Source organism: Micromonospora sp. NPDC047557, from assembly GCF_043205095.1.
Classification (GTDB): domain Bacteria; phylum Actinomycetota; class Actinomycetes; order Mycobacteriales; family Micromonosporaceae; genus Micromonospora.
On sequence record NZ_JBIDDK010000001.1, the window covers coordinates 1,006,713 to 1,027,075 of the forward strand.

The window sequence follows — 20,363 nt, forward strand, 5'->3', positions numbered from 1 at the left end:
ACGGGATGGTCGAAACAGTTCGTTCATCAGCGCGGTCGGCTTACCCCGTCATCTCTGCGGCTCCGTGAGGAACACGCCGAGGGCCAGCGCCACCAGGGGGATCAGACAGATGATGGTGAACACGCCCTGCGGGCCCCAGGTTTCCGCCGCCACGCCGAGGACGGGCGCGAGGAGGCCGCCGATGCTCACGGCGAGCCCGAGCGTCACGCCCGCCGCCGTGCCGGGCCGCGTCGGCAGATAGTCCTGGCCCAGCTTGACCAGCACGGCGAACGGGATGTTCAGGGCGATGCCGGCGAACACGGCGAAGACGAGCGGCGGGTACTCCCCGGGCGTGAGCCGCAGGCCGACGAGCGCGGGAATGGCGACGATCGCGCCGAACTGCATGGTGCGGACCATCCCGACGCGGTCGGCGATCCGACCCCCCAGCAGGGTCCCGGCCACTCCGCCGACCAGGAAGCACGCCAGCGCGGCGCCGGCGAGCCCCTTGCCCGCGCCCAAATGGCGTATCCAGAACAACTCGATGAAGGTGATTGCACCGAAGAAGGCGACCGACCTGACGGTCGCGATGCAGGTCAGCACGAGGAAGGGGATCCAGCGGTCCCGGCCGCTGTGCGAGGCGGTGTGCGCGGCCGGTTGCCGCAGCCGATTCCGGTACAGCAGGAAACCCATGAGCACGGCCGGCGGGATGAAGAGCGCTGTCGCTCCGACGCCCATCGCGATCAGTGCGGGGGTGGCCAGTACCGGCGCCAGAAAGAACCCGACACTGCCCCCGGCGGCAAAAATGCTCATCGCCGTCGCGCTGTCGCCCGCCGCCACCCGTGCCGACTTTCCTGCGGCCGGGTGGAACATCGCCACGCCGAGTCCCGACACGCAGAGCAGAAGCCAGACCGCCCCGTAACTGTGCACGAGACCGGAGAGACCGAGCCCGACACCGGCAATCGTTACTCCCGCCCCCGCCAGCCAGTCGAGCCGATAACGGTCGACAGCGACGCCGATAAAGGGTTGAGGAATGGAGCTGCCCAGGGTCGCGGCGAGCGTCAGACCGCCTGCGGCGACATAGCTGTAATGGCGGTCCAGTACGAAATACGGGACGCAGGCCGGCACCAGACCCTGGTAGAGGTCGTCGACCGCGTGGGCAGCACCCCACAGGCGCATCCGTCGCCACGCCGACGGTTGCCTGTCCAGTTCCTCGGCAAGTGCCAGCACCGACCCAGGGTTGACCGGATTCGCTCGGCTGCTTGTCTCCGCCACCATCACCTCTCTCGTTGCGGGTGTTGGAGGAAGAGTGCCGGATCGTCTCAGTTGCCGGCTATTGATATCCTGCCGACTTATGTCGCCAAGCAGCCAGGATCTGGACGGCCCCGCCCGGATCCCCTTGGCCGACCGGGACCGGATCGACTGGCACCACCACGCGCGCCACCAGCTTGTCTGCCCCCGCAACGGCGTACTGGCAGTGTCGACGCCGACGGGGATGTGGACGGTGCCACCGGACCGGGCGGTGTGGATTCCGGCCGGTGTCGCCCATGCCCATCGGGCGTACGGGCCCACCGACATGCGCGCGATCATGTTCGACCGCCCACTGAACCCGATGGGCGTGGATCAACCGACCGCCCTGGCCGTCTCGCCGCTGCTGCGCGAGGTGATCGTCAGCCTCACCGACGGCGTGGAGCTGACCGACGCCGAACGGGACAACCTCGAGCGCGTGGCTCTTGACCAGCTACGACGGGCGGCCACGTTGCGCCTGCGCCTGCCGTACCCGGCCGATTCCCGGCTGCGGCACCTTGCCGAGATCCTGCTCGAAGACCCCACCGACCGTCGCACCCTCGGCGAGCTGGGCACGGCCGTGGGGGCCGGCGCGCGTACCCTCAGCCGGCTGTTCCGGGAGCAGACCGGGATGTCGTTTCCGCACTGGCGGACGCAGCTGCGGTTGCATCACTCGCTCACGTTGATCGCCGAGGGCGAATCGGTGACCACGACCGCCGCGGCCAGCGGTTACAGCGGCCCCAGCGCGTTCATTCAGGCGTTCCGGGCCTACTTCGGGATGACGCCGGGCGAGTATTGCCGGAGCCGGCCGGGGCGCGATTCTTCTCCGACCCCGAACTGAGTCGACCCAACTGGACGCCAGGTCGTCGACCTCCGGCTGACCGGCGCGGTCCGGGTCGCCGTCAGCCCGGCCGCTGCGACGAGGCAGCGGCACGCGGCCCCCATCCACCTCGTGGCGACCAGCCGCGAGCGCTCGCCTCGACGTGGCAGTGAGCCTAGAAACGCAGAAGCCCAGGCCATTGACCTGGGCTTCCGTACCGAGCCGCCTGACGGAATCGAACCGTCGACCTACGCATTACGAGTGCGTCGCTCTAGCCGACTGAGCTAAGGCGGCAACGATCAGCAAGTGTACGGCACCCCCCGGCCCCGGACCGAGCGGGATACCCCCGCGCCTCCGTCAGCACCAACCGGACAACCATTGCCATCTGGCTAATTACCGGACAGCGTCTCGCCGGGACCGGTACTACGCTGCGGCGCGTGAGTGACGAACGCGACGATCACCAGACCCCGGCGGGCGAGCAACCCGACGGGGAGCGGGCCCCTCGCCGGCCGCGCTCCACCGATCCGCTGGAGTTGGGTTTCACCCCCCGCAAGCCGGTGCCATGGCTGGCCCCGTTCCTGTTGATCAGCACCGGTATCCGCACGCTGTTGGCGATCCTCTTCGGCGCCTACCTGGACAAGCGCGAGTTGCAGAACGCCTTCGGCGACGGCATCTTCCGCCAGGCGGGGCCGGACGGCGGGCTGTGGCTCGACTACGTGGCCGACCTCGGTGACGGCTTCCACGCCACCTACTCCGTCGCGTACCTGCTGGCGCAGCCGGAGCTGACCGTGGACGGGCACCGGCTGCCCCGTGCGCAGACCCTGGTGATGGGCGGGGACCAGGTGTACCCGTCGGCGGCCTACGCGGAGTACGAGAACCGGTGCAAGGGGCCGTACCAGGCCGCGCTGCCGGCAACCCCGCCCGAGCGTCCCACGCTGTTCGCGGTGCCGGGCAACCATGACTGGTACGACGGCCTGACCGCCTTCCTGCGGCTCTTCGTTCGCTCCCGGGACCGCAACTTCGCCGGCTGGCGCACCGGGCAGTCGCGGTCGTACTTCGCCGTGGAGTTGCCAGCCGGCTGGTGGCTGCTGGGCGTCGACGACCAGTCCGGCTCATACCTGGACGACCCACAGTTGGCCTACTTCGACGAGGTGGCCCGGCGGCTCACCCCGGAGTCGAAGGTGATCATCGCGGCGCCGTCGCCGACCTGGGTCAAGGCCGCCGACGACCCCATGGCGTACGACTCGATCGACTACTTCGTCCGGACCATCATCGACCCGTCCGGGGCGCAGGTGCGGCTGCTGCTCTCCGGCGACCTGCACCACTACGCCCGCTACGCCGGCCCGGGCCGGCAGTTGATCACCTGTGGCGGCGGCGGTGCGTACCTGTATCCGACGCACAAGCTGCCGGAGCGTATCGAGGTGCCGCCCCGGGACACGCTGGCTCGACGGGCCAGCCGCACACAGCCGTACGACCTGGTGGCCCGCTATCCGGACGCGGCCCGCTCCCGGCGCTACGGCTGGGGCATCTTCGCCCGACTGCCGTTCCGCAACCCCGGCTTCGCCACGCTGCTCGGCACCCTGCACACCCTGCTGATGCTGGCCATGGCGGGCGCGGCGGCGAACTGGGCCGACAGCACCAACCAGCGACTGTTCAGCGTCCCGCTGGTGCTGATGGTGCTCGTGACGGTGGTGGCGGCGGCCCTGTTCGCCAAGCCGCCCAGCGCCAGCGGCAAGCGACATGTCCGGCACTGGATTCTCGGCGTCAGCCACGGCGTGGCTCAGGTGGCGCTGGCCGCCGGTGGCACCTGGGTCTGGTTGGCGCTGCCGTTCTACGACTGGCCGTGGCCGCTGCCGGCGGTCGCCGCGGCGGTGCTGTACGGCCCGGTCATCGGTCTGGTGGCCAGTCAGCTGGTGGCGGCGTACCTGCTGGTCGCCAGTGCGTTCGGGGTGAACGTCAACGAACTGTTCGCCGGGCAGGGCATCGAGGACTCCAAGTCGTTCCTGCGATTGCGCATCGACCCGGACGGCACGCTGACCATCTACCCGATCGGGGTCGACCGGGTAGCCCGCGACTGGCAGGTGAACCCCGATCAGTCCCCCACAGCAAGCTGGCTAACCCCCCGCACCCCGCTAACCCCCCACCTGACCGAATCCCCCATCGTGCTCTCCTGACGAACATCCAGCCCCGTTGATCATGAAGTTATTGCTCCGACACGCCGGCAGCGGTGGCAATAACTTCATGATCGACGGGGTTCGGCCGGGGGCCAGCGGGGGGTTAGGGAGTGTAGTGCTGGTCGTGGGCTTGGCGGGGGGCGCAGACGGAGGCGCGGGAGCAGGAGCAGCGGGAGCCGTCGGCGTCGAGGCGGACGGTGACCGCGTCCCGCGGGACGCTGTGGCCGACCACCCGACCGTCGCCCTCGGGGGTGGAGACACGGCTGCCGACTGCCGGCGCGGTCTCCTGGAAGCGCTGGTACAGCGGATGCCCTCAGTTGACCGCAGACAGTATATTCATTAGCTTGACTGAATGACTGATGACCAGGTCAAGGCAGCCCCATGACTCCCCGCGCCACCACGATCAAGAGTGCTGCCCGTCGCCGGGCGATGCGGGCTCTCGCCCCGCAGGGAACCGCCCTCCGCGCCGTGCTCTATCTGCGGATGAGCATGGACCGGACCGGTGAGGGTGCCGGCCTGGAGCGCCAGGAGGAAGCGTGCCGGGCGTTGGCCCTGGCTCGCGGCTGGGAGGTGGTCGCCGTCGTCGACGACACCATCTCGGCCATCGACTTTCGCCTCACCGAACGGCCCGGCTGGATGAAGGTCATTCAGATGGTCGAGGACGGCGAAGCCGACCTGATCGTGGCCTGGCACCTGGACCGGGTGACCCGCTCGATGAGGGACCTGGAGGTGCTGATCGAGCTGGCCGTGGAGAAGAACATCGGCCTGGCCACCGCCACCGGGGATATCGACCTGACCACCGACGTGGGTCGGATGGTCGCCCGCATCCTGGCCGCTGTGGCTACCGCCGAGGTGGAGCGGAAGGCAGAGCGTCAGATCCTGCGTAACGACCTGCGGATCCAGCAGGGCAAGCCGCAGTGGATCCGGCGTCCGTTCGGCTACGAGCTGGACGGCGCGCTGCGGGAGCCTGAGGCGGCGGTTGGCGGCAAGGCGTACCGCGATGTGCTCGCCGGCAAGTTCCTATCGACCGTGGCGCGGGAGTGGAACAAGGCCGGCTTCACGACCACCGCGCCGGATCCGGAAAAGGCTCGGCCTCGCCAGCCCCGCAAGCAGCACTACAGCCCGTCCGGGCAGTGGAACAACGTCGCCGTGCGGAACTGGCTGCGCGCGCCTCGGAACATGGGCAAACAGACCCTGTACGGGGAGATCGTCGGCGACGGAAACTGGGAGGCGCTGGTAGACGAGGAGACCTGGTGGGCGGTGGATCGCCTGCTCAGTGACCGGGAGCGCCCAGACGGCAACGGAGGCAAGTTGCAGAACCTGCTGTCCGCCATCGCGAAGTGTTCGGTGTGCAACGCGTCGATGGGGGTGGACAGGCGAGGCCGGGAGAAGGACGACCTGGTCTACGTGTGCAAGGGCTGGGCGAACAAGCCGGAGCTGGGCCGGGGGCACTGCTCGATCGGCATGGACTTCGCCGACGGGATCGTCGTGCGCCGGTTGATCCAGCAAATGGAGAAAACTGGCAGGGCAACGTTCCATCCGCAGCCGGTCAGCATCGACACCACGCCGCTCAAAGAACGGGAGAAGGAGATCGCCACGCTCATGGCCGAGCTGGTCGAGGACCGGACCCAGGGGTTCATCACCCGGGCCGCCCTACAGCAGGGGTCCGCAAAGCTCCAGGCCGAGCTGGTCGACGTTCAGACCGCCCTGGCGAAGGCCGGCGCACACGGTGGTCCAACCGATGAGATCGACATCGAGGCGGCGTACGAGGAGTTCACTGCCATGGAGTTGGGTGAGCAGCGCCAGGTCCTGCGCGACGCCTTCGCGCTGATCCAGGTCCGGCCTCGGGGCAAGGGTCGGCCGAAGAAGGGTGAGGGGACCTGGAAGCCTGAGCTGATCGAGTCGCCGTTTTCCCCTGCCTGGCAGTAGGCAAGCAGAAAGCCTCTTCCCTCCTCGCGATGAGGGAAGAGGGGCGTACCCCCTCGCCGCCGGGGACCATAGTTCCGCCATGGCCGGTCAACCGCCGCAACCGCGTCCCCGACAGCCGGTGGGTGTCGGCGTGATCGGGGAGATGAAGGCCGACCTGACCAAGCTGAACTCGGACAGCAAACTGCCGGACCTGGCCCCGCGTTTCGTCGCCTGGACTGAGTCCCGATAGACCCCCGGGTCCCCCTGCGGGGAGGAGGCCCTGCTCTACCGAGTCGGGCCTTCTTCGTATGCCCGGCGCGATCCGCAGACGTCAGACAGCGAGCACCGCTTGGTCTCGCCGCTGGAGAGCTGGCGAACAGTCACCGTCTCGCTCGGGACGTGCCGCGAGACGACCCTGGCCTCGCCTTCCGAGGTGGTAACCCTCTGGCCACTCGTCGGGTATGTGCTGCTTCTGTCATACAGCGGGTGCTCGTACTTCAGGCAGCACATCAACCGGCCACACGCCCCCGAGATGCGCAGCGGGTTCAGCGGCAGATCCTGGTCCTTGGCCATCCGGATGGTCACCGGCTCGAAGTCGGTGAGGAACGTCGCGCAGCACAGGTCCCGACCACACGAGCCGATGCCGCCCTGGACGCGGGCCGAATCCCGTGCCGAGAGCTGCCGCAACTCGACCCGGCAGTGCAGGGTGGCGCCCAGGTCGCGGACCAGGGACCGGAAGTCCACCCGGTGCGGGGCGGTGAAGTAGACGGTGCTGCGTTCGCCGCCGCCGTCGCCCGAGCCGAGCACGTGGTCGACGGCCACCACCTTCATCGGGAGGCCGTGCGCACGGATCAGCCGCTTCGCCGCCACCTTCGCCTCGGCCTTACGACGGCGCAGCGCCTCGTCCCGGACCAGGTCGTCGTCGCCGGCCAGCCCGACCAGCCGGGGGAAGCCGTCGGTCTCCTCGGTCACCCACTGGGCGGCCCAGACGCACTCGGCCACCTCGGGCCCGTCGTCGGTCGGCACCAGCACCCGGTCGCCCACCTGCGGGCGCAACTCGCCCGGGTCGAGGTAGTAGAGGCGCCCGTACCGGTTGAAGCTGACCGCGCAGAGCATGCCCATCCCCCCACCTTACGACGCATCACCGCAAAGGACGCACCGGCCAATCCCCGCACCGGCATCCATGACCGTCGACTTGACCTATTGCCGGGCCACCCGTCGTGCCGTTGACCCTCGCCCGGACGGTTGATTCCGGGCGTGGGTGGGCGACAAACCTCTCCGGGCGGCGTTGAGTGGAGGCAGACCTGCGGGGGGTGCAGGGGGAAGACCACGGCGTCGCCGTGGGCGCCGACTCTGCTCGGGCGCCCGCGAGCGACGCCGTGGCCTGTCCGGGGACGCGGCGATCGGCTACCAGCCGACCCGGGTGGGCTGGTCGTACCGGGGACGGGCGTCCATCGACGACCGCCAGGTGGACTCGGCCAGGCTCGGCGCCCACTGGCGCAGCAGTGTCTCGGCGCCGTCGTACGCGACGCACAGCACCGCCAGCACCCGCGCGGCGATCTCGGCCGCGTCGGCGACACCCGGCCCGACCGGCGTCAGGCGGGTCGGCGGGCCGGTGGCGGTGGCGGCGACCACGGCCACCGCCTCGGCCGAGCGCAGCACGTCGGCCATCGTTCGGGCCAGGGCGAGGCGGCTGCCCTCCACCCAGTCGGCGAGCGCGTCCGCGTACCCGGCGGTGGATTCCAGTCGCCCGACCAGGCTCTCCGGGCCCTCGTCGAGATGGCGCAGCAGCGCGGCGCGCTCCTGCCCGTACGCCGAGGCGGCCGGGCCGGACCAGAGCACCGGGTCGGTGAGCGCCGCGCCGACGTCGTCGTACCCCCGAACCAGCCGGCGCACCGCGTGCCCGGCGCTGGCCAGCGGCGCCGGGTGCAGGTCGAGGAAGCCCCGGACGGCGTCACCCGGCAGCACCTGCATCCGGCGCAGCAGAGGCCAGACCCGGTGGCCCTCGGGAACGCCGGCCGCGAGCAACGCGTCCACCCGGTGGAGCAGGTCGAGGCCGGGTTCGGCGAGCCGGTCCAGTGGGTCCATCACGGCTCTCCGATGATCCGGCGGCGGGCGGCGCGGTCGACCTCGGCGTACCGGTCGGCGGCCTCACGGACCGCCGAGGCGGCGGCGGCGAGCCGAGCGGCGGCGGTCCGTGCCTCGCGGGCCCGGTCGTCGGTGGCGGCGGTCCACTGTCGGTGCAGCGCACGACCGATCTCGCCCGGGCGGCCCGGGGCGTCCGCGCCGAACGCGGCCTGGGCCGGGTCGCTGGCGGTGACCGTGTGGGACAGGGTGGTCAGCGTGGCGCTCGCCTCGTCGAGCCGGGCGGACAGCGCGCGCAGTGTGTCCATGTCAGGCCCCCGCGAGCGGTCGGTAGGCGGCGAACGTCTCGTTGTGCAGCTTCTCCCGGGCCCACTCGGCGGCGTCGGCGGCCGCGGTGACGGCGGCCTGCACCGAGCCCGCCACGTCTCGTGGGCTGCGGGTGTGCAGCGGCCCGAGGAACCGGACGTCGGTGATCCGCCCACCGGCGGTGACCACCACCTCGACCAACCCGTCCGGCGAGCGGACGGTGACCTCGACGGTCGACACGGCCTGGTCGAACTCGGCCTGCAGCGATTCGATGCGGCGGTAGCGCCGCACCGCCTCCTCGATCCAGGCCTCGTCGATCTCCCCCCGCGGCATCGGCGACTCCTCCCGGATGGCCCCTCACTGAGCGTGCCGTCACCGTCACCACGGCACACCGGACCGTACCGCACAGCAATCGCGCGTGTCGATGGCTGTGGACAACCGGCTGGAGCTGCGGGTCAGCCCTTCCAGAGGGCGAGCATCATCGCCTCGACCGCGATCCGTGGCTTGACGTTCGCCTCGATCGCCGCCCGGCAGGCGAGGACGGCCTCCAGCCGGCGCAGCGACCCCTCGGCGTCCCACTTCTGGGCCCCCGCGCCGGCGAGCGCGGCGGTGTCGGTGTGCACGGGATCGACCGGGGCCCGCAACGCCATGGTGAGCGCGTCCCGGTAGAAGCCGGCCAGGTCGACGAGCGCGCGGTCCAGCGCGTCCCGCTGGGCCCGGGTGGCCCGCGACTTCTGCCGCTTCTCCAACTCCTTGAGCTGCCCGGCGGCGCCGCGCATCGCGCCGGCCGCGCCCCGGCCGGTGCCGCCCGCGCCGAGCGCGGTCTCCAGCGCGGCCCGTTCGGTCGCGTCCGCCTCGGACACCGACGCCTCGGCCTCCGCCTCGGCCGCCTCGATCAGCGCAGACGCCGCGTCGAACGCCGCGCCGACGCCGGTCAGCCGGCGCGGCACGGCGAGGACCGCCTCACGCCGCTTGCGGGCCTCCGGATCGCGGGCCAGCCGGCGAGCCCGACCCACGTGCCCCTGCGCGGCCGCCGCCGCCCACTGCGCCACGTCGGGCGCGATGCCGTCCCGACGGACCAGCACCTCGGCCACCGCCGCGGCCGGCGGCTGCCGCAGGGGTACGACACGACAGCGCGACCGGATGGTCACCGAGATGTCGTCCGGGTGGGTGGACGGGGCGCAGAGCAGGAAGACCGTACGCGGTGGCGGTTCCTCGATGGCCTTGAGCAGCGCGTTGCCGGCCGCCTCGGTGAGCCGGTCGGCATCCTCGATGACCACCACCTGCCAGCGCCCGCCGGACGGGGTGCTGGCCGCGCGCAGCACCAGCGCGCGCATCTCGCCGACGCCGATGGAGAGCCCCTCCGGCACCACCATCCGGACGTCGGCGTTGGTGCCGCCCATCGTGGTGTGGCAGCCGGGGCACTCGCCGCAGCCGGTGCCGTACGTGCACTGGAGAGCGGCGGCGAAGGCCCGGGCGGCGACCGAGCGACCGGAACCGGGCGGCCCGGTGAAGATCCAGGCGTGCGTCATCCCGGTGGACGGGTCCAGCGCGCCGGGCTCGGTGCCACCGGTCTCGGGAGCAGCCTCGCCGGCCGGGCCGGCGGCGATCAGCGCGGGCGCCCGGTCGGCCGCGCCGGCGCGCAGCACGGCCGCCGCCGCGCCGGCGGCCCGGCGCAGTTCGGCGACCGCCTCGTCCTGGCCGACCAGATCGGCGAAGACGTCCGGCATCAGGTCTTGTGCTCCATCGTCACCAGCTCCGCGTCGGATAACTCCGGCTGCACCGAGGTGTCCGGGCCCTGCGCGGGGCGGGGGTGCACGATGCCGCCCGGCTTGCCCAGCATCTCCTGCACGCGCCGGACCACCAGCTGAGTGATCTCGTCGGCCGGCCGGGAGGCGTCGAGCACCAGGTAGCGCTTCGGGTCGGCGGCGGCGAGGTCCAGGAACGCGTAGCGGACGCGCTCGTGGAAGGCGAGCGACTCCGCCTCGAGCCGGTCGGCGCCCGCGTTGCGCGAGGCCACCCGGGACAGGCCGGTCCGCGGCTCGACGTCGAGCAGCACCACCAGGTCCGGCTTGAGCCCACCGGTGGCCCAGGAGGAGAGCCAGGAGACCTCGTCGACCGGAAGCGTCCGCCCGGCACCCTGGTACGCGAGCGACGAGTCGACGTACCGGTCGCTGATCACCACACCGCCACGGACCAGCGCGGGCCGGACGACGGCGGCCACGTGGTGCGCCCGGTCGGCGGCGTAGAGCAGCGCCTCGGCGCGCGGGGAGGGCGCCTCGTCGCCGGAGGTGTCCAGCACGAGCGACCGGATCCGCTGGCCGACGGCCGTGGCCCCCGGTTCGCGGGTGACCAGGACGTCGCACCCCTGGCCGCGCAGCCGTTCGGCGAGCGCGGTGAGCTGGGTGGACTTGCCGGCGCCCTCGCCGCCCTCGAACACCACGAAGAGCCCGGCGGAGACGAACGGCTCGGAGGGCATCAGCGGGCGACCCCGGATCGAGCCCCAGAGGTCGGCGAGGACGGGGACGCCCTTCTTGTCGTCCATCTGGCCGAAGGCGCTGATCCCGGCGAAGATGCCGGCGGCACCGGCGGCGAGCAGCAGCAGGCGGGTGGAGGAGACGGAGATGCCGAGGTCGGCGATTGTCAGTTTGCGAGAGCCGCCGACGCCGACCAACACGCTGCTCAGCCCGATGGCCAGGATCAGCACCAGCCGGGTGCCGATCTGCACCACCGCGAAGACCCGGCCACGCACCTCGTCGGCCACCTCGCCGCCCAGCAGCGTGGTGCCGGCCAGGAAGGCCATCCCGGCGCCGGCGCCGACCAGGACCGCTCCGACGATCGCCATGGACAGGTGGATGGCGAAGGCGAGGGTCATCACGGCGGCGCTGGCCAGCACGATGCTCATACCGAACCACCGACGCCGGGACATCTCCTTGACGATCATCGGACCGAGACCGATGCCGAGGGCCAGACCGACGAAGATGGCGCCGAAGAGCAGCGAGAACGCGGCGTCGCCGGCGCCCAGCGAGCTGGCGAAGAACTTGGCCGTGCCGACCACGATGCCGCCACCGGCGAACGCCCCGAAGATGCCCAGCACCAGACCACGCACGAGCGGGGTCTGGCCGATGTACTTCCAGCCCTCGGAGAACTGCCGGAACATGCTCTGCTCGGAACGCTCGGCCTCACCGCGTTGCGCCTCGCTGATCTCCTTGATCCCGAAGGCCACCACCAGTGCGGTGGCGAGCCGGGAGAAGGCGTTGAACCAGAGCGCGAGCTGGGCCGGTTCGGCCCAGGAGGGCAGGTCGCCGCCGACGGCGCCACGGACGCCACGGTCGAGCACGGCCAGGCCGACGGCGGCGGCGACCGGGGTGAGGCCGTACGTGGTGATCAGGGTGAGCTGGTTGGCCGCCTCCAGCCGGGCCCGCGGGATGAGGTTGGGGACCGCGGCCTCCTTGGCCGGGATCCAGAGCAGGGTGATCGACTCGATCAGGAAGGTGGCGATCAGCGCCCACCCGACCACCAGGCCGCCCGGGGCGCCGCTGAGGGCGTAGAGCGGAATGGACGCGAAGAGGACGAAGCGCAGCAGGTCACAGATGACCATCGTCCAGCGCCTGTCGAACCGGTCGGCGAAGACGCCGGCCACCGGGCCGAGCACCAGCGCGGGCAGCAGCCGGATCGCGGTCACACCGCCGAACGCGGCGCCCTGGGCGGTGCTGCCCTGCACCTGGGAGGCGGCGAAGAGAGCGGTGGCCAGCAGACCGAGCCAGTCGCCGAAGGAGGCCGCGCCGAGCACGATCCAGAGCCGCCGGAACGGCCTGATCCGCAGAACCGAGCGGATCGCGGCGTAGCCGGACGGATCGACCTGACCCGAGCTGGACTGGTTGGCGGCGTTGCCCGACTGGTCACCCGCGCGCGACACGCCGGGCGACTCGCCGCTGTTCTGGCTTTCGATGGCCGTACCTCCACGTGCCGGCCCATCGCTGGGCACCCCCGGTGGAACACTCTAGACCCGGTGGGGGCCGCCCCACCGGCGACATTCTCCTGCTCGCTGAGCCTAGGCCGCCCGGGGCGCCGGCCGCAGCCCGGGACGTACGCGAGGGTATTTCGCATTCACCGTCGGACAGTTAGCGTGCACACGTGGCCATCGAAAGCGACAAACTGCGCGACCGCCTGGACCGGGCGACCGCCCATCTCGACCCCCCGTACGCCGTGGTGGATCTCACCGCCTTCGACGCCAACTCGGCGGCTCTGGCCGACCGCGCCGCCGGCAAGCCGCTCCGGCTGGCCAGCAAGTCGGTGCGCAGCCGGGAGCTGATCGGCCGGGCGCTCGCCCGACCCGGCTGGCGGGGCGTGATGGCGTTCACCCTGCCCGAGGCGATCTGGCTGGTCCGCGCCGGCGTGAGCGACGACGTGCTGGTCGCGTACCCGAGCGCCGACCGGGCGGCCCTCGCCGAGCTGGCCGCCGACCCGACGCTCGCCGCCGCGATCACGCTGATGATCGACGGCACCGGGCAACTGGACTTCATCGACGCCGTCCGAGCCCCGGGGCAGCGCGCCGAGCTGCGGCTCTGCCTGGACCTGGACGCCTCCTGGCGCCCACTGCGCGGGGTACACGTCGGTGTCCGCCGCTCGCCGGTGCACAGCGCCCGGGCGGCCGGCGCGCTCGCCGCCACCGTCGCCGGCCGCGCCGGCTTCCGGCTGGTCGGGCTCATGTCGTACGAGGCGCAGATCGCCGGCCTGGGCGACGCGCCGCCGGGGCGGACGCTGCTGGCCGGCGCGATCCGGCTGGCCCAGCGCGGGTCGTACCGCGAGTTGCTGGCCCGCCGGGGTGCGGCGGTGGCGGCGGTACGCGAGCACGCCGACCTGGAGTTCGTCAACGGCGGCGGCACCGGCAGCGTGGCCGCGACCAGCGCCGATCCCGCGGTCACCGAGGTCACCGCGGGATCGGGCCTGTACGGGCCGACGCTGTTCGACGCGTACCGCGCGTGGCGGCCCACCCCGGCGGCGTTCTTCGCCTGCGCGGTGGTCCGCCGGCCGACGCCGGAGCTGGCGACGGTGCTCGGCGGCGGTTGGATCGCCTCCGGCCAGGCTGCCGACAGCCGGCTGCCGCGGCCGTGGCTGCCGGCTGGCCTGAAGCTCGTCGCCACGGAGGGTGCCGGCGAGGTGCAGACCCCGCTCTCCGGCGCGGCGGCGGCCACCCTGCGGGTCGGCGACCGGGTGTGGTTCCGGCACGCCAAGGCCGGTGAGCTGTGCGAACGGGTCAACGAGCTGCACCTGGTCGAGGGGGACGCGATAGTGGCGACCGTGCCCACCTACCGGGGCGAGGGCCACGCGTTCCTCTGACGGCCCGCCCCGCGCGCCGACTCAGGCGTGCTGAACCGCCGACTCAGGCGTGCTGGACGGCCTCGGTCTGCTGCTCGGCGGCGGGGTCGCCGCTGTCGCGCCCGTCGACCTGGCGATGCAGGTACTCCCGGATCAGCGCCTTCGCCTCGAGCAGCACCCGCTCGTCGCCGTCGGACTTCCGCCGGAACGCGAGCTTGATCAGCGCGTCGGCGGCCTCCACCGCGATCTCCAGGACGAAGCGCAGCTTCGGCACGTCGGTGAGCCCGAAGCGCTCGGTGAGCACCCGCGCCAACTGGTCGGCGATCACGCCGTTGTTGTCCCGCTGCTCATCGAGCAGGTGCAGGTCGACCACGTCGCCGAAGTGCAGAGTACGAAAGCCCGGGACGGTGCGGTGCATCGTGATGTACTCGTCGATGCCCGCGTCGACGCCGTCCCACCAGTGGGTCATCTCGTCGGAGGCGAAGCGCTCGTCGAGCCGCTGCAGGTAGGACTCCATCGTGCGCAGGGTCAACGCCTGCACGATCGCCCGCTTGTCCGGGAAGAACTGGTAGACCGACCCGATCGCCACTTCGGCCCGCTCGGCGAGCAGGGTCGTGGTCAGACCCTCGTACCCGACCTCGTCGACGAGTTCGGCGCAGGCATCCAACATGCGCTGTACCCGCGCGACACTTCGACCCTGCACCGGTACGCGGCGCAGCGGCCCGGTCGTGGCGGCTGGTGTGGACACTCGGCGCCACCCCCCTTCGACGGATGAACATATCTCCACGTCACGAGTCCGTGACTACCGGTACAACGAGCGGATCGCAATTGCGGTATTTACCAGGTACAACGTTCCTGATATGAAGTCAGTTCATATTCATGAATGAGGAGCGCGCATGGTCGGCACGGCACCGCTCACCACCCCCTGGTCCAACTGGGCCGGCAACCAGCGCGGCTCCGCCACCGCCATCCTCCGCCCCGGCTCGGTGGCCGACGTCACCGAGGCTGTCCGTGCCACCGCCGCCGAGGGCCGCCGGATCCGGGTGACCGGCAGCGGCCACTCCTTCACCGCCATCGCGCTCGCCGACGACCGGCGGATGGAACTGTCCGAGTTGGACACCACCGTCAGCGTCGACGTCGCGAACCGGCTCGTCACGGTACCGGCCGGAATGACCCTGCACACGCTCAACAGCCTGCTCGCCCGGCACGGCCTCGCACTGCCCAACCTCGGTGACATCGACGCGCAGACCGTCGCCGGCGCGATCTCCACCGGCACCCACGGCACCGGCGCCGGCTACGGCTGCCTGTCCACCTTCGTCGAAGCGATCACTCTGGTCACCGGCAGCGGAGAGGTGCTGCGCTGCTCCGCCGACGAGCACCCGGACGTCTTCGCCGCCGCCCGGGTGTCGCTCGGGGCGCTCGGGGTGCTGGTCGAGGTGACGCTGCGCTGCGTCGACGCCTTCGTCCTGCACGCCCACGAACGGCCCGCCGCGCTGGCCGATGTGCTCGGCGACCTGCCCACTCTGATCGGCGGCCACGACCACGTCGAGTTCTACTGGTTCCCCTACACGTCCCGGGTCCAGGTCAAGACCAACGACCGGGCACCCGCCAACGACCGGCCACTGCCTCGCTGGCGCGGCTGGTTGGACGACGACTTCCTGTCCAACACAGTCTTCGCCGGCGCCTGCCGCCTCGGCCGAGCGCTGCCGGCGCTGGCACCCGGCATCAGCGCCGTCTCCGCCCGCGCACTCACCGAACGGCAGTACACCGGGCGCTCCGACCGGGTGTTCTGCACCCCACGCCGGGTCCGCTTCGTGGAGATGGAGTACGGCCTGCCCCGCGAGGCGCTACCCGAGGCGCTCGCCGCGCTGCAGCGGATCGTCGACGGACTGCCGTTCAAGGTGCTCTTCCCGGTCGAGGTGCGGTTCACCGCCGCCGACGACATCTGGCTGTCGCACGGCTACGGTCGGGACTCCGCGTACATCGCTGTGCACCAGTACGTCGGCATGCCGTACGAGCCGTACTTCCGGGCCTTCGAGGAGGTGGCCGCCGGGCTGGGTGGCCGCCCGCACTGGGGCAAGCTGCACTACCGGGACGCCGCCAGCCTGGCCCCCGCCTACCCGAGGTTCGCCGACTTCCTGGCCGTACGCGACCGCCTGGACCCTGACCACCGGTTCGCCAACGCCCACCTCGACCGCGTCCTCGGCGGCGGCGCTCAGCCGCCCGACGCCACCACCTGGTCCGCGCCGGCGCCGAGGGCCCGGACGTAGCCGAGCACCCGCTGGTACGCCGCCCGGTAGTCGCCCCGCAGACCTGGCAGGGTGCCCGGGTCGGCAAGCGCTGCGGTCAGGTCAACCAGCCGGAGGGCCGGAGCCAGGTCGGTCCAGGTTGGCAGTGCCTCCATCCGGGTCACCGTCCAGCGCCCCGGGGCGGTCTCGGTGAAGGTCGCCCGGGCCATCACACCCTCGCGGTTGTCGTTGATCGGCTCCTCGTGCCGGGCCAGCTCGTTGCCCATGCCGAAGACCACCCACTTGTCGCCGAAGCGCTGGAACGGCTGCACCGCGTGGGCGTGATGGCCCAGGATGAGGTCCACGTCGGGGGAAGAGATCAGCCGCTCGGCCCAGGCCCGCTGGTCGGCGTCCGGCAGGTGCTGATACTCCGTACCCCAGTGCAGGCTGAGCACGACGATGTCGGCGCCGGCGGCGCGCGCCTCGTGGGCGGCGGCGAGGATCTCGGGCGGATCGATCAGGTTGGCCAGCCACGGCTGGCCCGAGGGGCGGCTCAGCCCGTTGAAGTTCAGGCTGTACGCCAGGTGGGCGACGCGGACGTCGCCCACCTGATAGATCCGGGGCCTGGCCGCTTCGGCGGCACTGCGGGCGCTGCCGGTGTGCCCCAGCCCGGCGGCGTCGAGGGCGCGGATTGTCCGGGCCACCCCGTCGGCGCCCTGGTCGAGCGTGTGGTTGGAGGCGGTCGAGCAGCCGTCGAATCCGGTGGCGCGCAGCCCGTCGAGCACCTGCGGCGGCGCGTTGAACGACGGATAGCCGGCGAACGGGCCGGCGGGATCGGCCAAAGGCGTCTCGAGGTGGCACAGCGCCAGGTCGGCGCCGCGGACCGCCGGGGCGACCCCGGCGAACATCGGGGCGAAGTCCATGCCGCCGGCACGGGCAGCGTCCCGGCGCGCCTGGTCGGTCACCGCTGGATGGATCAGAACGTCACCCGCGGCGACGAGTCGCACGGTCCGCCGGTTGGCCGGATCCCGGGTCGGCCCGGTGGACGCCCCGGGGGCGACGGTCTGCGGGGGAGCGTGCGACGCGGTGGCCCCGGCCGGCCCGGAACTCTCGACATCCATCTGCCAGGCGCCGACCGCGGCCACGGCAAGCAGCAACGCTCCGGCCGAGGCGCCGACGAGGACGCGGCGACGCGTGGTGGCGAACATCCCCTCACGTTAGGGAACCTCCACCAACCGCCAATCTCAAATAGGACATTTCATCCATTAGGGACAGGGGTCGGTGCTCGTCACTCCTCGGCCGGCCTGGCGGCGGTGGCCTTCTTCGGGGCCGCCTTCTTCGCCGGGGCCGCCTTCCTGGCCGCCGTCGCCTTGGCGGTGGTGGTCTTCTTCGCGGCGGTGGACTTGCTGGCGGCGGCCGTCTTCTTGGTCGCCGTGACCTTCTTCGCCGGAGCCTTCTTCGCCGCCGCCTTCTTGCGCGGCGCCGGACCCTTGGCACGCTTCTCCGCCAACATCTCCGAGGCTTCCTCGAGGCTCAACGCCTCCGGGGTCTGCCCGCGCCGCAGGGACGCGTTGAACTCGCCGTCGGTGACGTACGGGCCGAAACGCCCATCCTTGATCACCAGTGGCTTCTCGGTCAGCGGGTCGACGCCCATCTCCCGCAGTGGCGGCGCGGCGGCCCGCCGGCCCCGGGTCTTCGGGGCGGCCAGCAGGGCCAACGCCTCGTCCAGGCTGACCGTGAACATCTGCTCTTCGGACTCCAGCGAGCGGAACTCCTCGCCGCGCTTCACGTACGGGCCGTAGCGACCGTTGTTGGCGAACACCTCGACGCCGTCGGGCGCGACGCCCACCAGCCGGGGCAGGCTGAGCAGCCGCAGCGCCTCCTCCAGGGAGAGCGAGTCCGGTGTCTGCGAGCGCAGCAGCGACGACTTCCGCTCGCCGCTGGAGACGTACGGGCCGAAGCGGCCGGACTTCAGCACGATCGGCTCGCCGGTGGCGGGGTCGTCGCCGAGCTTGCGCTCGCCGCTGCCGCCGAGGAACAGCTCGTGCACCTTCTCCGGGGTCAGCTCGTCCGGGGCGAGGCCCTCGGGGATCGGCGCCCGGTCGCCCTGGGCACCGCCCTCCTCGCCCTCGGCCGGCGCGGGCTGCTCACCGCCGGGCAGCTCCCGCTGGAGGTACGGCCCGTACCGGCCGACCCGGACGACGATCTCGCGGCCGTCGGAGTCGGTGAAGAGCGGGATGGAGTTGACGCTGCGCGCGTCGATCTCGCTGAGGTTCTCGGTGACCAGCTTCTTCAACCCGCCGGAGCGGGCGATGTCCTGGTCGCCGGCGCCGTTGGAGCTGCCGAAGTAGAACGCGGTGAGGAAGTCGACCGCGGCGTGGTCACCGCCGGCGATCTCATCCAGCTCGTTCTCCATGCTGGCGGTGAAGTCGTAGTCGATCAGGCGGGGATAGTGCCGTTCCATCAGCCCGATCACCGCGAAGGCCAGGAACGTGGGGATCATCGCCTGGCCGCGCTTGGTGACGTACCCCCGGTCCTGGATCGTCTGCATGATCGACGCGTAGGTGGACGGGCGGCCGATGCCCAGCTCTTCCAGGGCCTTGACCAGCGACGCCTCGGTGTAGCGCGACGGCGGCTGGGTGTGGTGACCCTGCGCGACCAGCTCGTCGGCGGTCAGCGGCTGGTCCTTGACCAGGGTGGGCAGCCGGCGCTCGGCGTCCTCGGCCTCGGCGTTCTCGTCGTCGCTGGACTCGACGTACGCGCGCAGGAAGCCCGGGTCGGTAATGGTCTTGCCGGTCGCGCCGAAGTCGGCCTCCTCCTGCGAGGTGGAGACCGCCCGAATCCGCACCGACACGCTGGAACCGACCGCGTCGGTCATCTGCGAGGCAATGGTCCGCCGCCAGATCAGCTCGTAGAGCTTGAACTCCTCGGCGGACAGCTCCTTGGCCACCTCGCCCGGAGTACGGAAGTTGTCCCCCGCCGGGCGGATCGCCTCGTGCGCCTCCTGCGCGTTCTTCACCTTGCCGGTGTAGCGGCGCGGCTCCGGCGGAACGCTGCGCTCGCCGTACAGCTCGACGATCTGCCGGCGGGCCGCCGAGATGGCGGTCTCCGACAGGTTCACCGAGTCGGTACGCATATAGGTGATGTAGCCGTTCTCGTAGAGCCGCTGCGCGGTACGCATCGTCTGCTGCGAGGACAGGCGCAGCTTGCGGGCCGCCTCCTGCTGGAGCGTGGAGGTGATGAACGGCGCGTACGGGCGGCGGCGGTAGGGCTTCTCCTCGACGCGGGTGACGGTGAACGGCCGACCCTCCAGGCGGGCCGCGAGCCCTCGGGCGCCGCCCTCGTCCAGGTGGACGACACCAGCGCCGGCCCGAACCCGGCCCGTGGTCGGCTCGAAGTCCTTGCCGGTGGCGATCCGGTCGCCGTTCAACGCGATCAGGGTGGCGTTGAAGGCGCGCGGCCCCTCACCGGCGTTCGCCACGGCGAGGGTGGCCAGGATGTCCCAGTACTCGGCGGTGCGGAAGGCCATCCGCTGCCGCTCCCGCTCGACCACGATGCGGGTCGCCACGGACTGCACCCGGCCGGCCGAGAGCTTCGGCATGACCTTCTTCCACAGCACCGGGGAGACCTCGTAGCCGTAGAGGCGGTCGAGGATCCGCCGGGCCTCCTGGGCATCGACCAGGTCGCGGTCGATCTCCCGGGGGTTGGCCACTGCCGCCTGGATCGCCGGCTTGGTGATCTCGTGGAAGACCATCCGCTTGACCGGCACCTTGGGCTTGAGCGTCTCCACCAGGTGCCAGGCGATCGCCTCGCCCTCGCGGTCCTCATCCGTGGCCAGGAAGATCTCGTCGACCTCCTTGGCGAGCTTCACCAGCTTGCTGATCTGCTGCCGGCGGTCGGCGGAGACGACGTAGAGGGCGTGGAAGCCGTTGTCCACGTCCACCCCGAGGCGGGCCCAGGACTCGCCCTTGTACTTCGCCGGCACGTCGGCGGCGTTGCGCGGCAGGTCGCGGACGTGACCGAAGCTGGCCTCCACGACGTACCCCGGGCCGAGGTAGCCCGAGATCGTCTTGGCCTTCGCCGGTGACTCGACGATGACCAGACGGGTGGTTCCAGCTTTGCTCGGCACGTCTCTGTCGACCTCACTCCTGCTCGTGGCCTGCCGGCGCCTACGACAGCGACCGCTCTCGACCCCGCCGCGGCACCGGCGGTCCGGATGTCCAACGTAACGCGCCGTCCGCGTTTCGGGTTTCGCGG

15 protein-coding genes, 1 tRNA gene and 2 pseudogenes are annotated in these 20,363 nt (G+C 71.5%); 6 read left to right on the plus strand and 12 right to left on the minus strand.

The features are described 5' to 3' along the window. Window positions 1–48: 48 nt before the first annotated feature. A complete protein-coding gene (locus tag ACGGAQ_RS04670) occupies window positions 49–1,206 on the minus strand; it encodes an MFS transporter (protein WP_393044610.1) in 1,158 nt (385 codons plus the stop codon). A gap of 124 nt (window positions 1,207–1,330) precedes the next feature. On the opposite strand from ACGGAQ_RS04670, the gene ACGGAQ_RS04675 reads away from it, so the two are divergent. Further along, on the plus strand, window positions 1,331–2,104 hold the full coding sequence (locus ACGGAQ_RS04675; RefSeq protein WP_393044612.1) for an AraC family transcriptional regulator: 774 nt from the start codon (window positions 1,331–1,333) through the stop codon (window positions 2,102–2,104). Window positions 2,105–2,303: 199 nt separating this feature from the next. Here ACGGAQ_RS04675 and ACGGAQ_RS04680 read toward each other — a convergent pair. Next, window positions 2,304–2,377, minus strand: a tRNA-Thr gene (locus ACGGAQ_RS04680). Between the two features lie 143 nt (window positions 2,378–2,520). On the opposite strand from ACGGAQ_RS04680, the gene ACGGAQ_RS04685 reads away from it, so the two are divergent. Next, window positions 2,521–4,257 (plus strand): metallophosphoesterase family protein, encoded by a 1,737-nt coding sequence (locus ACGGAQ_RS04685; RefSeq protein ID WP_393044614.1) that lies wholly within the window; start codon window positions 2,521–2,523, stop codon window positions 4,255–4,257. A gap of 103 nt (window positions 4,258–4,360) precedes the next feature. Here ACGGAQ_RS04685 and ACGGAQ_RS04690 read toward each other — a convergent pair. After that, a pseudogene (locus tag ACGGAQ_RS04690) lies at window positions 4,361–4,567 on the minus strand (regulatory iron-sulfur-containing complex subunit RicT); the annotation flags it as partial. Window positions 4,568–4,638: 71 nt separating this feature from the next. Here ACGGAQ_RS04690 and ACGGAQ_RS04695 point away from each other — a divergent pair. Both ACGGAQ_RS04695 and ACGGAQ_RS04700 read left to right on the plus strand, forming a co-directional pair. After that, window positions 4,639–6,186, plus strand: a complete 1,548-nt coding sequence (locus ACGGAQ_RS04695) for a recombinase family protein (RefSeq protein WP_393044616.1) — start codon at window positions 4,639–4,641, stop codon at window positions 6,184–6,186. A gap of 79 nt (window positions 6,187–6,265) precedes the next feature. After that, the gene (locus ACGGAQ_RS04700; protein WP_393044618.1) at window positions 6,266–6,415 is read left to right on the plus strand and encodes a hypothetical protein; all 150 of its coding nucleotides are present in this window, start codon (window positions 6,266–6,268) and stop codon (window positions 6,413–6,415) included. A 35-nt stretch (window positions 6,416–6,450) separates the two neighbouring features. Here the strand turns inward: ACGGAQ_RS04700 and ACGGAQ_RS04705 are convergent, their stop codons facing one another. From ACGGAQ_RS04705 to tmk, 6 genes are all read right to left on the minus strand, one after another. Then, the gene (locus ACGGAQ_RS04705; RefSeq protein ID WP_393044620.1) at window positions 6,451–7,287 is read right to left on the minus strand and encodes a stage 0 sporulation family protein; all 837 of its coding nucleotides are present in this window, start codon (window positions 7,285–7,287) and stop codon (window positions 6,451–6,453) included. A 285-nt stretch (window positions 7,288–7,572) separates the two neighbouring features. Then, window positions 7,573–8,253 carry a hypothetical protein gene (locus ACGGAQ_RS04710; RefSeq protein ID WP_393044622.1) on the minus strand — a complete coding sequence of 227 codons (681 nt, stop codon included), beginning with the start codon at window positions 8,251–8,253 and terminating at the stop codon, window positions 7,573–7,575. After that, complete coding sequence (locus tag ACGGAQ_RS04715) at window positions 8,253–8,558, minus strand: hypothetical protein (protein WP_393044624.1); 306 nt, start codon at window positions 8,556–8,558, stop codon at window positions 8,253–8,255. Before ACGGAQ_RS04715 ends, ACGGAQ_RS04710 begins: the two co-directional genes overlap by 1 nt. 1 nt (window position 8,559) lies before the next feature. Next, window positions 8,560–8,889: a YbaB/EbfC family nucleoid-associated protein gene (locus ACGGAQ_RS04720; RefSeq protein WP_007454690.1), complete on the minus strand. Its 330-nt coding sequence runs from the start codon at window positions 8,887–8,889 to the stop codon at window positions 8,560–8,562. 122 nt (window positions 8,890–9,011) lie between these two features. Beyond that, complete coding sequence (locus ACGGAQ_RS04725; RefSeq protein WP_393044626.1) at window positions 9,012–10,286, minus strand: DNA polymerase III subunit delta'; 1,275 nt, start codon at window positions 10,284–10,286, stop codon at window positions 9,012–9,014. After that, entirely contained in the window at window positions 10,286–12,376 is a 2,091-nt protein-coding gene (tmk, locus tag ACGGAQ_RS04730; RefSeq protein WP_393045664.1) for a dTMP kinase, read from the minus strand. The genes ACGGAQ_RS04725 and tmk overlap by 1 nt, the downstream gene beginning before the upstream one ends. Before the next feature lie 317 nt (window positions 12,377–12,693). On the opposite strand from tmk, the gene ACGGAQ_RS04735 reads away from it, so the two are divergent. Continuing rightward, window positions 12,694–13,899, plus strand: a complete 1,206-nt coding sequence (locus ACGGAQ_RS04735; protein WP_393044628.1) for an amino acid deaminase/aldolase — start codon at window positions 12,694–12,696, stop codon at window positions 13,897–13,899. 43 nt (window positions 13,900–13,942) lie between these two features. Here the strand turns inward: ACGGAQ_RS04735 and ACGGAQ_RS04740 are convergent, their stop codons facing one another. Further along, window positions 13,943–14,548, minus strand: a complete 606-nt coding sequence (locus ACGGAQ_RS04740; RefSeq protein ID WP_393045666.1) for a TetR family transcriptional regulator — start codon at window positions 14,546–14,548, stop codon at window positions 13,943–13,945. Between the two features lie 226 nt (window positions 14,549–14,774). Here ACGGAQ_RS04740 and ACGGAQ_RS04745 point away from each other — a divergent pair. Continuing rightward, window positions 14,775–16,085 (plus strand): annotated as a pseudogene (locus ACGGAQ_RS04745) (D-arabinono-1,4-lactone oxidase); the annotation flags it as partial. Between the two features lie 8 nt (window positions 16,086–16,093). Here the strand turns inward: ACGGAQ_RS04745 and ACGGAQ_RS04750 are convergent. Together ACGGAQ_RS04750 and topA are read right to left on the minus strand one after the other, a co-directional pair. Beyond that, the gene (locus ACGGAQ_RS04750) at window positions 16,094–17,314 is read right to left on the minus strand and encodes a CapA family protein (protein ID WP_393044630.1); all 1,221 of its coding nucleotides are present in this window, start codon (window positions 17,312–17,314) and stop codon (window positions 16,094–16,096) included. An 80-nt stretch (window positions 17,315–17,394) separates the two neighbouring features. After that, complete coding sequence (topA, locus tag ACGGAQ_RS04755) at window positions 17,395–20,235, minus strand: type I DNA topoisomerase (protein WP_393044632.1); 2,841 nt, start codon at window positions 20,233–20,235, stop codon at window positions 17,395–17,397. Window positions 20,236–20,363: the final 128 nt, after the last annotated feature.

Bases quoted from the DNA above. Each gene is read 5' to 3' on its own strand.
- ACGGAQ_RS04695 (WP_393044616.1), top strand. From the start codon at position 4,639: ATGACTCCCCGCGCCACCACGATCAAGAGTGCTGCCCGTCGCCGGGCG.
- ACGGAQ_RS04720 (WP_007454690.1), bottom strand. From the start codon at position 8,889: ATGCCGCGGGGGGAGATCGACGAGGCCTGGATCGAGGAGGCGGTGCGG.
- ACGGAQ_RS04700 (WP_393044618.1), top strand. From the start codon at position 6,266: ATGGCCGGTCAACCGCCGCAACCGCGTCCCCGACAGCCGGTGGGTGTC.
- ACGGAQ_RS04725 (WP_393044626.1), bottom strand. From the start codon at position 10,286: ATGCCGGACGTCTTCGCCGATCTGGTCGGCCAGGACGAGGCGGTCGCC.
- ACGGAQ_RS04740 (WP_393045666.1), bottom strand. From the start codon at position 14,548: ATGTTGGATGCCTGCGCCGAACTCGTCGACGAGGTCGGGTACGAGGGT.
- ACGGAQ_RS04710 (WP_393044622.1), bottom strand. From the start codon at position 8,253: ATGGACCCACTGGACCGGCTCGCCGAACCCGGCCTCGACCTGCTCCAC.
- ACGGAQ_RS04715 (WP_393044624.1), bottom strand. From the start codon at position 8,558: ATGGACACACTGCGCGCGCTGTCCGCCCGGCTCGACGAGGCGAGCGCC.
- ACGGAQ_RS04705 (WP_393044620.1), bottom strand. From the start codon at position 7,287: ATGGGCATGCTCTGCGCGGTCAGCTTCAACCGGTACGGGCGCCTCTAC.
- ACGGAQ_RS04675 (WP_393044612.1), top strand. From the start codon at position 1,331: ATGTCGCCAAGCAGCCAGGATCTGGACGGCCCCGCCCGGATCCCCTTG.
- ACGGAQ_RS04750 (WP_393044630.1), bottom strand. From the start codon at position 17,314: ATGTTCGCCACCACGCGTCGCCGCGTCCTCGTCGGCGCCTCGGCCGGA.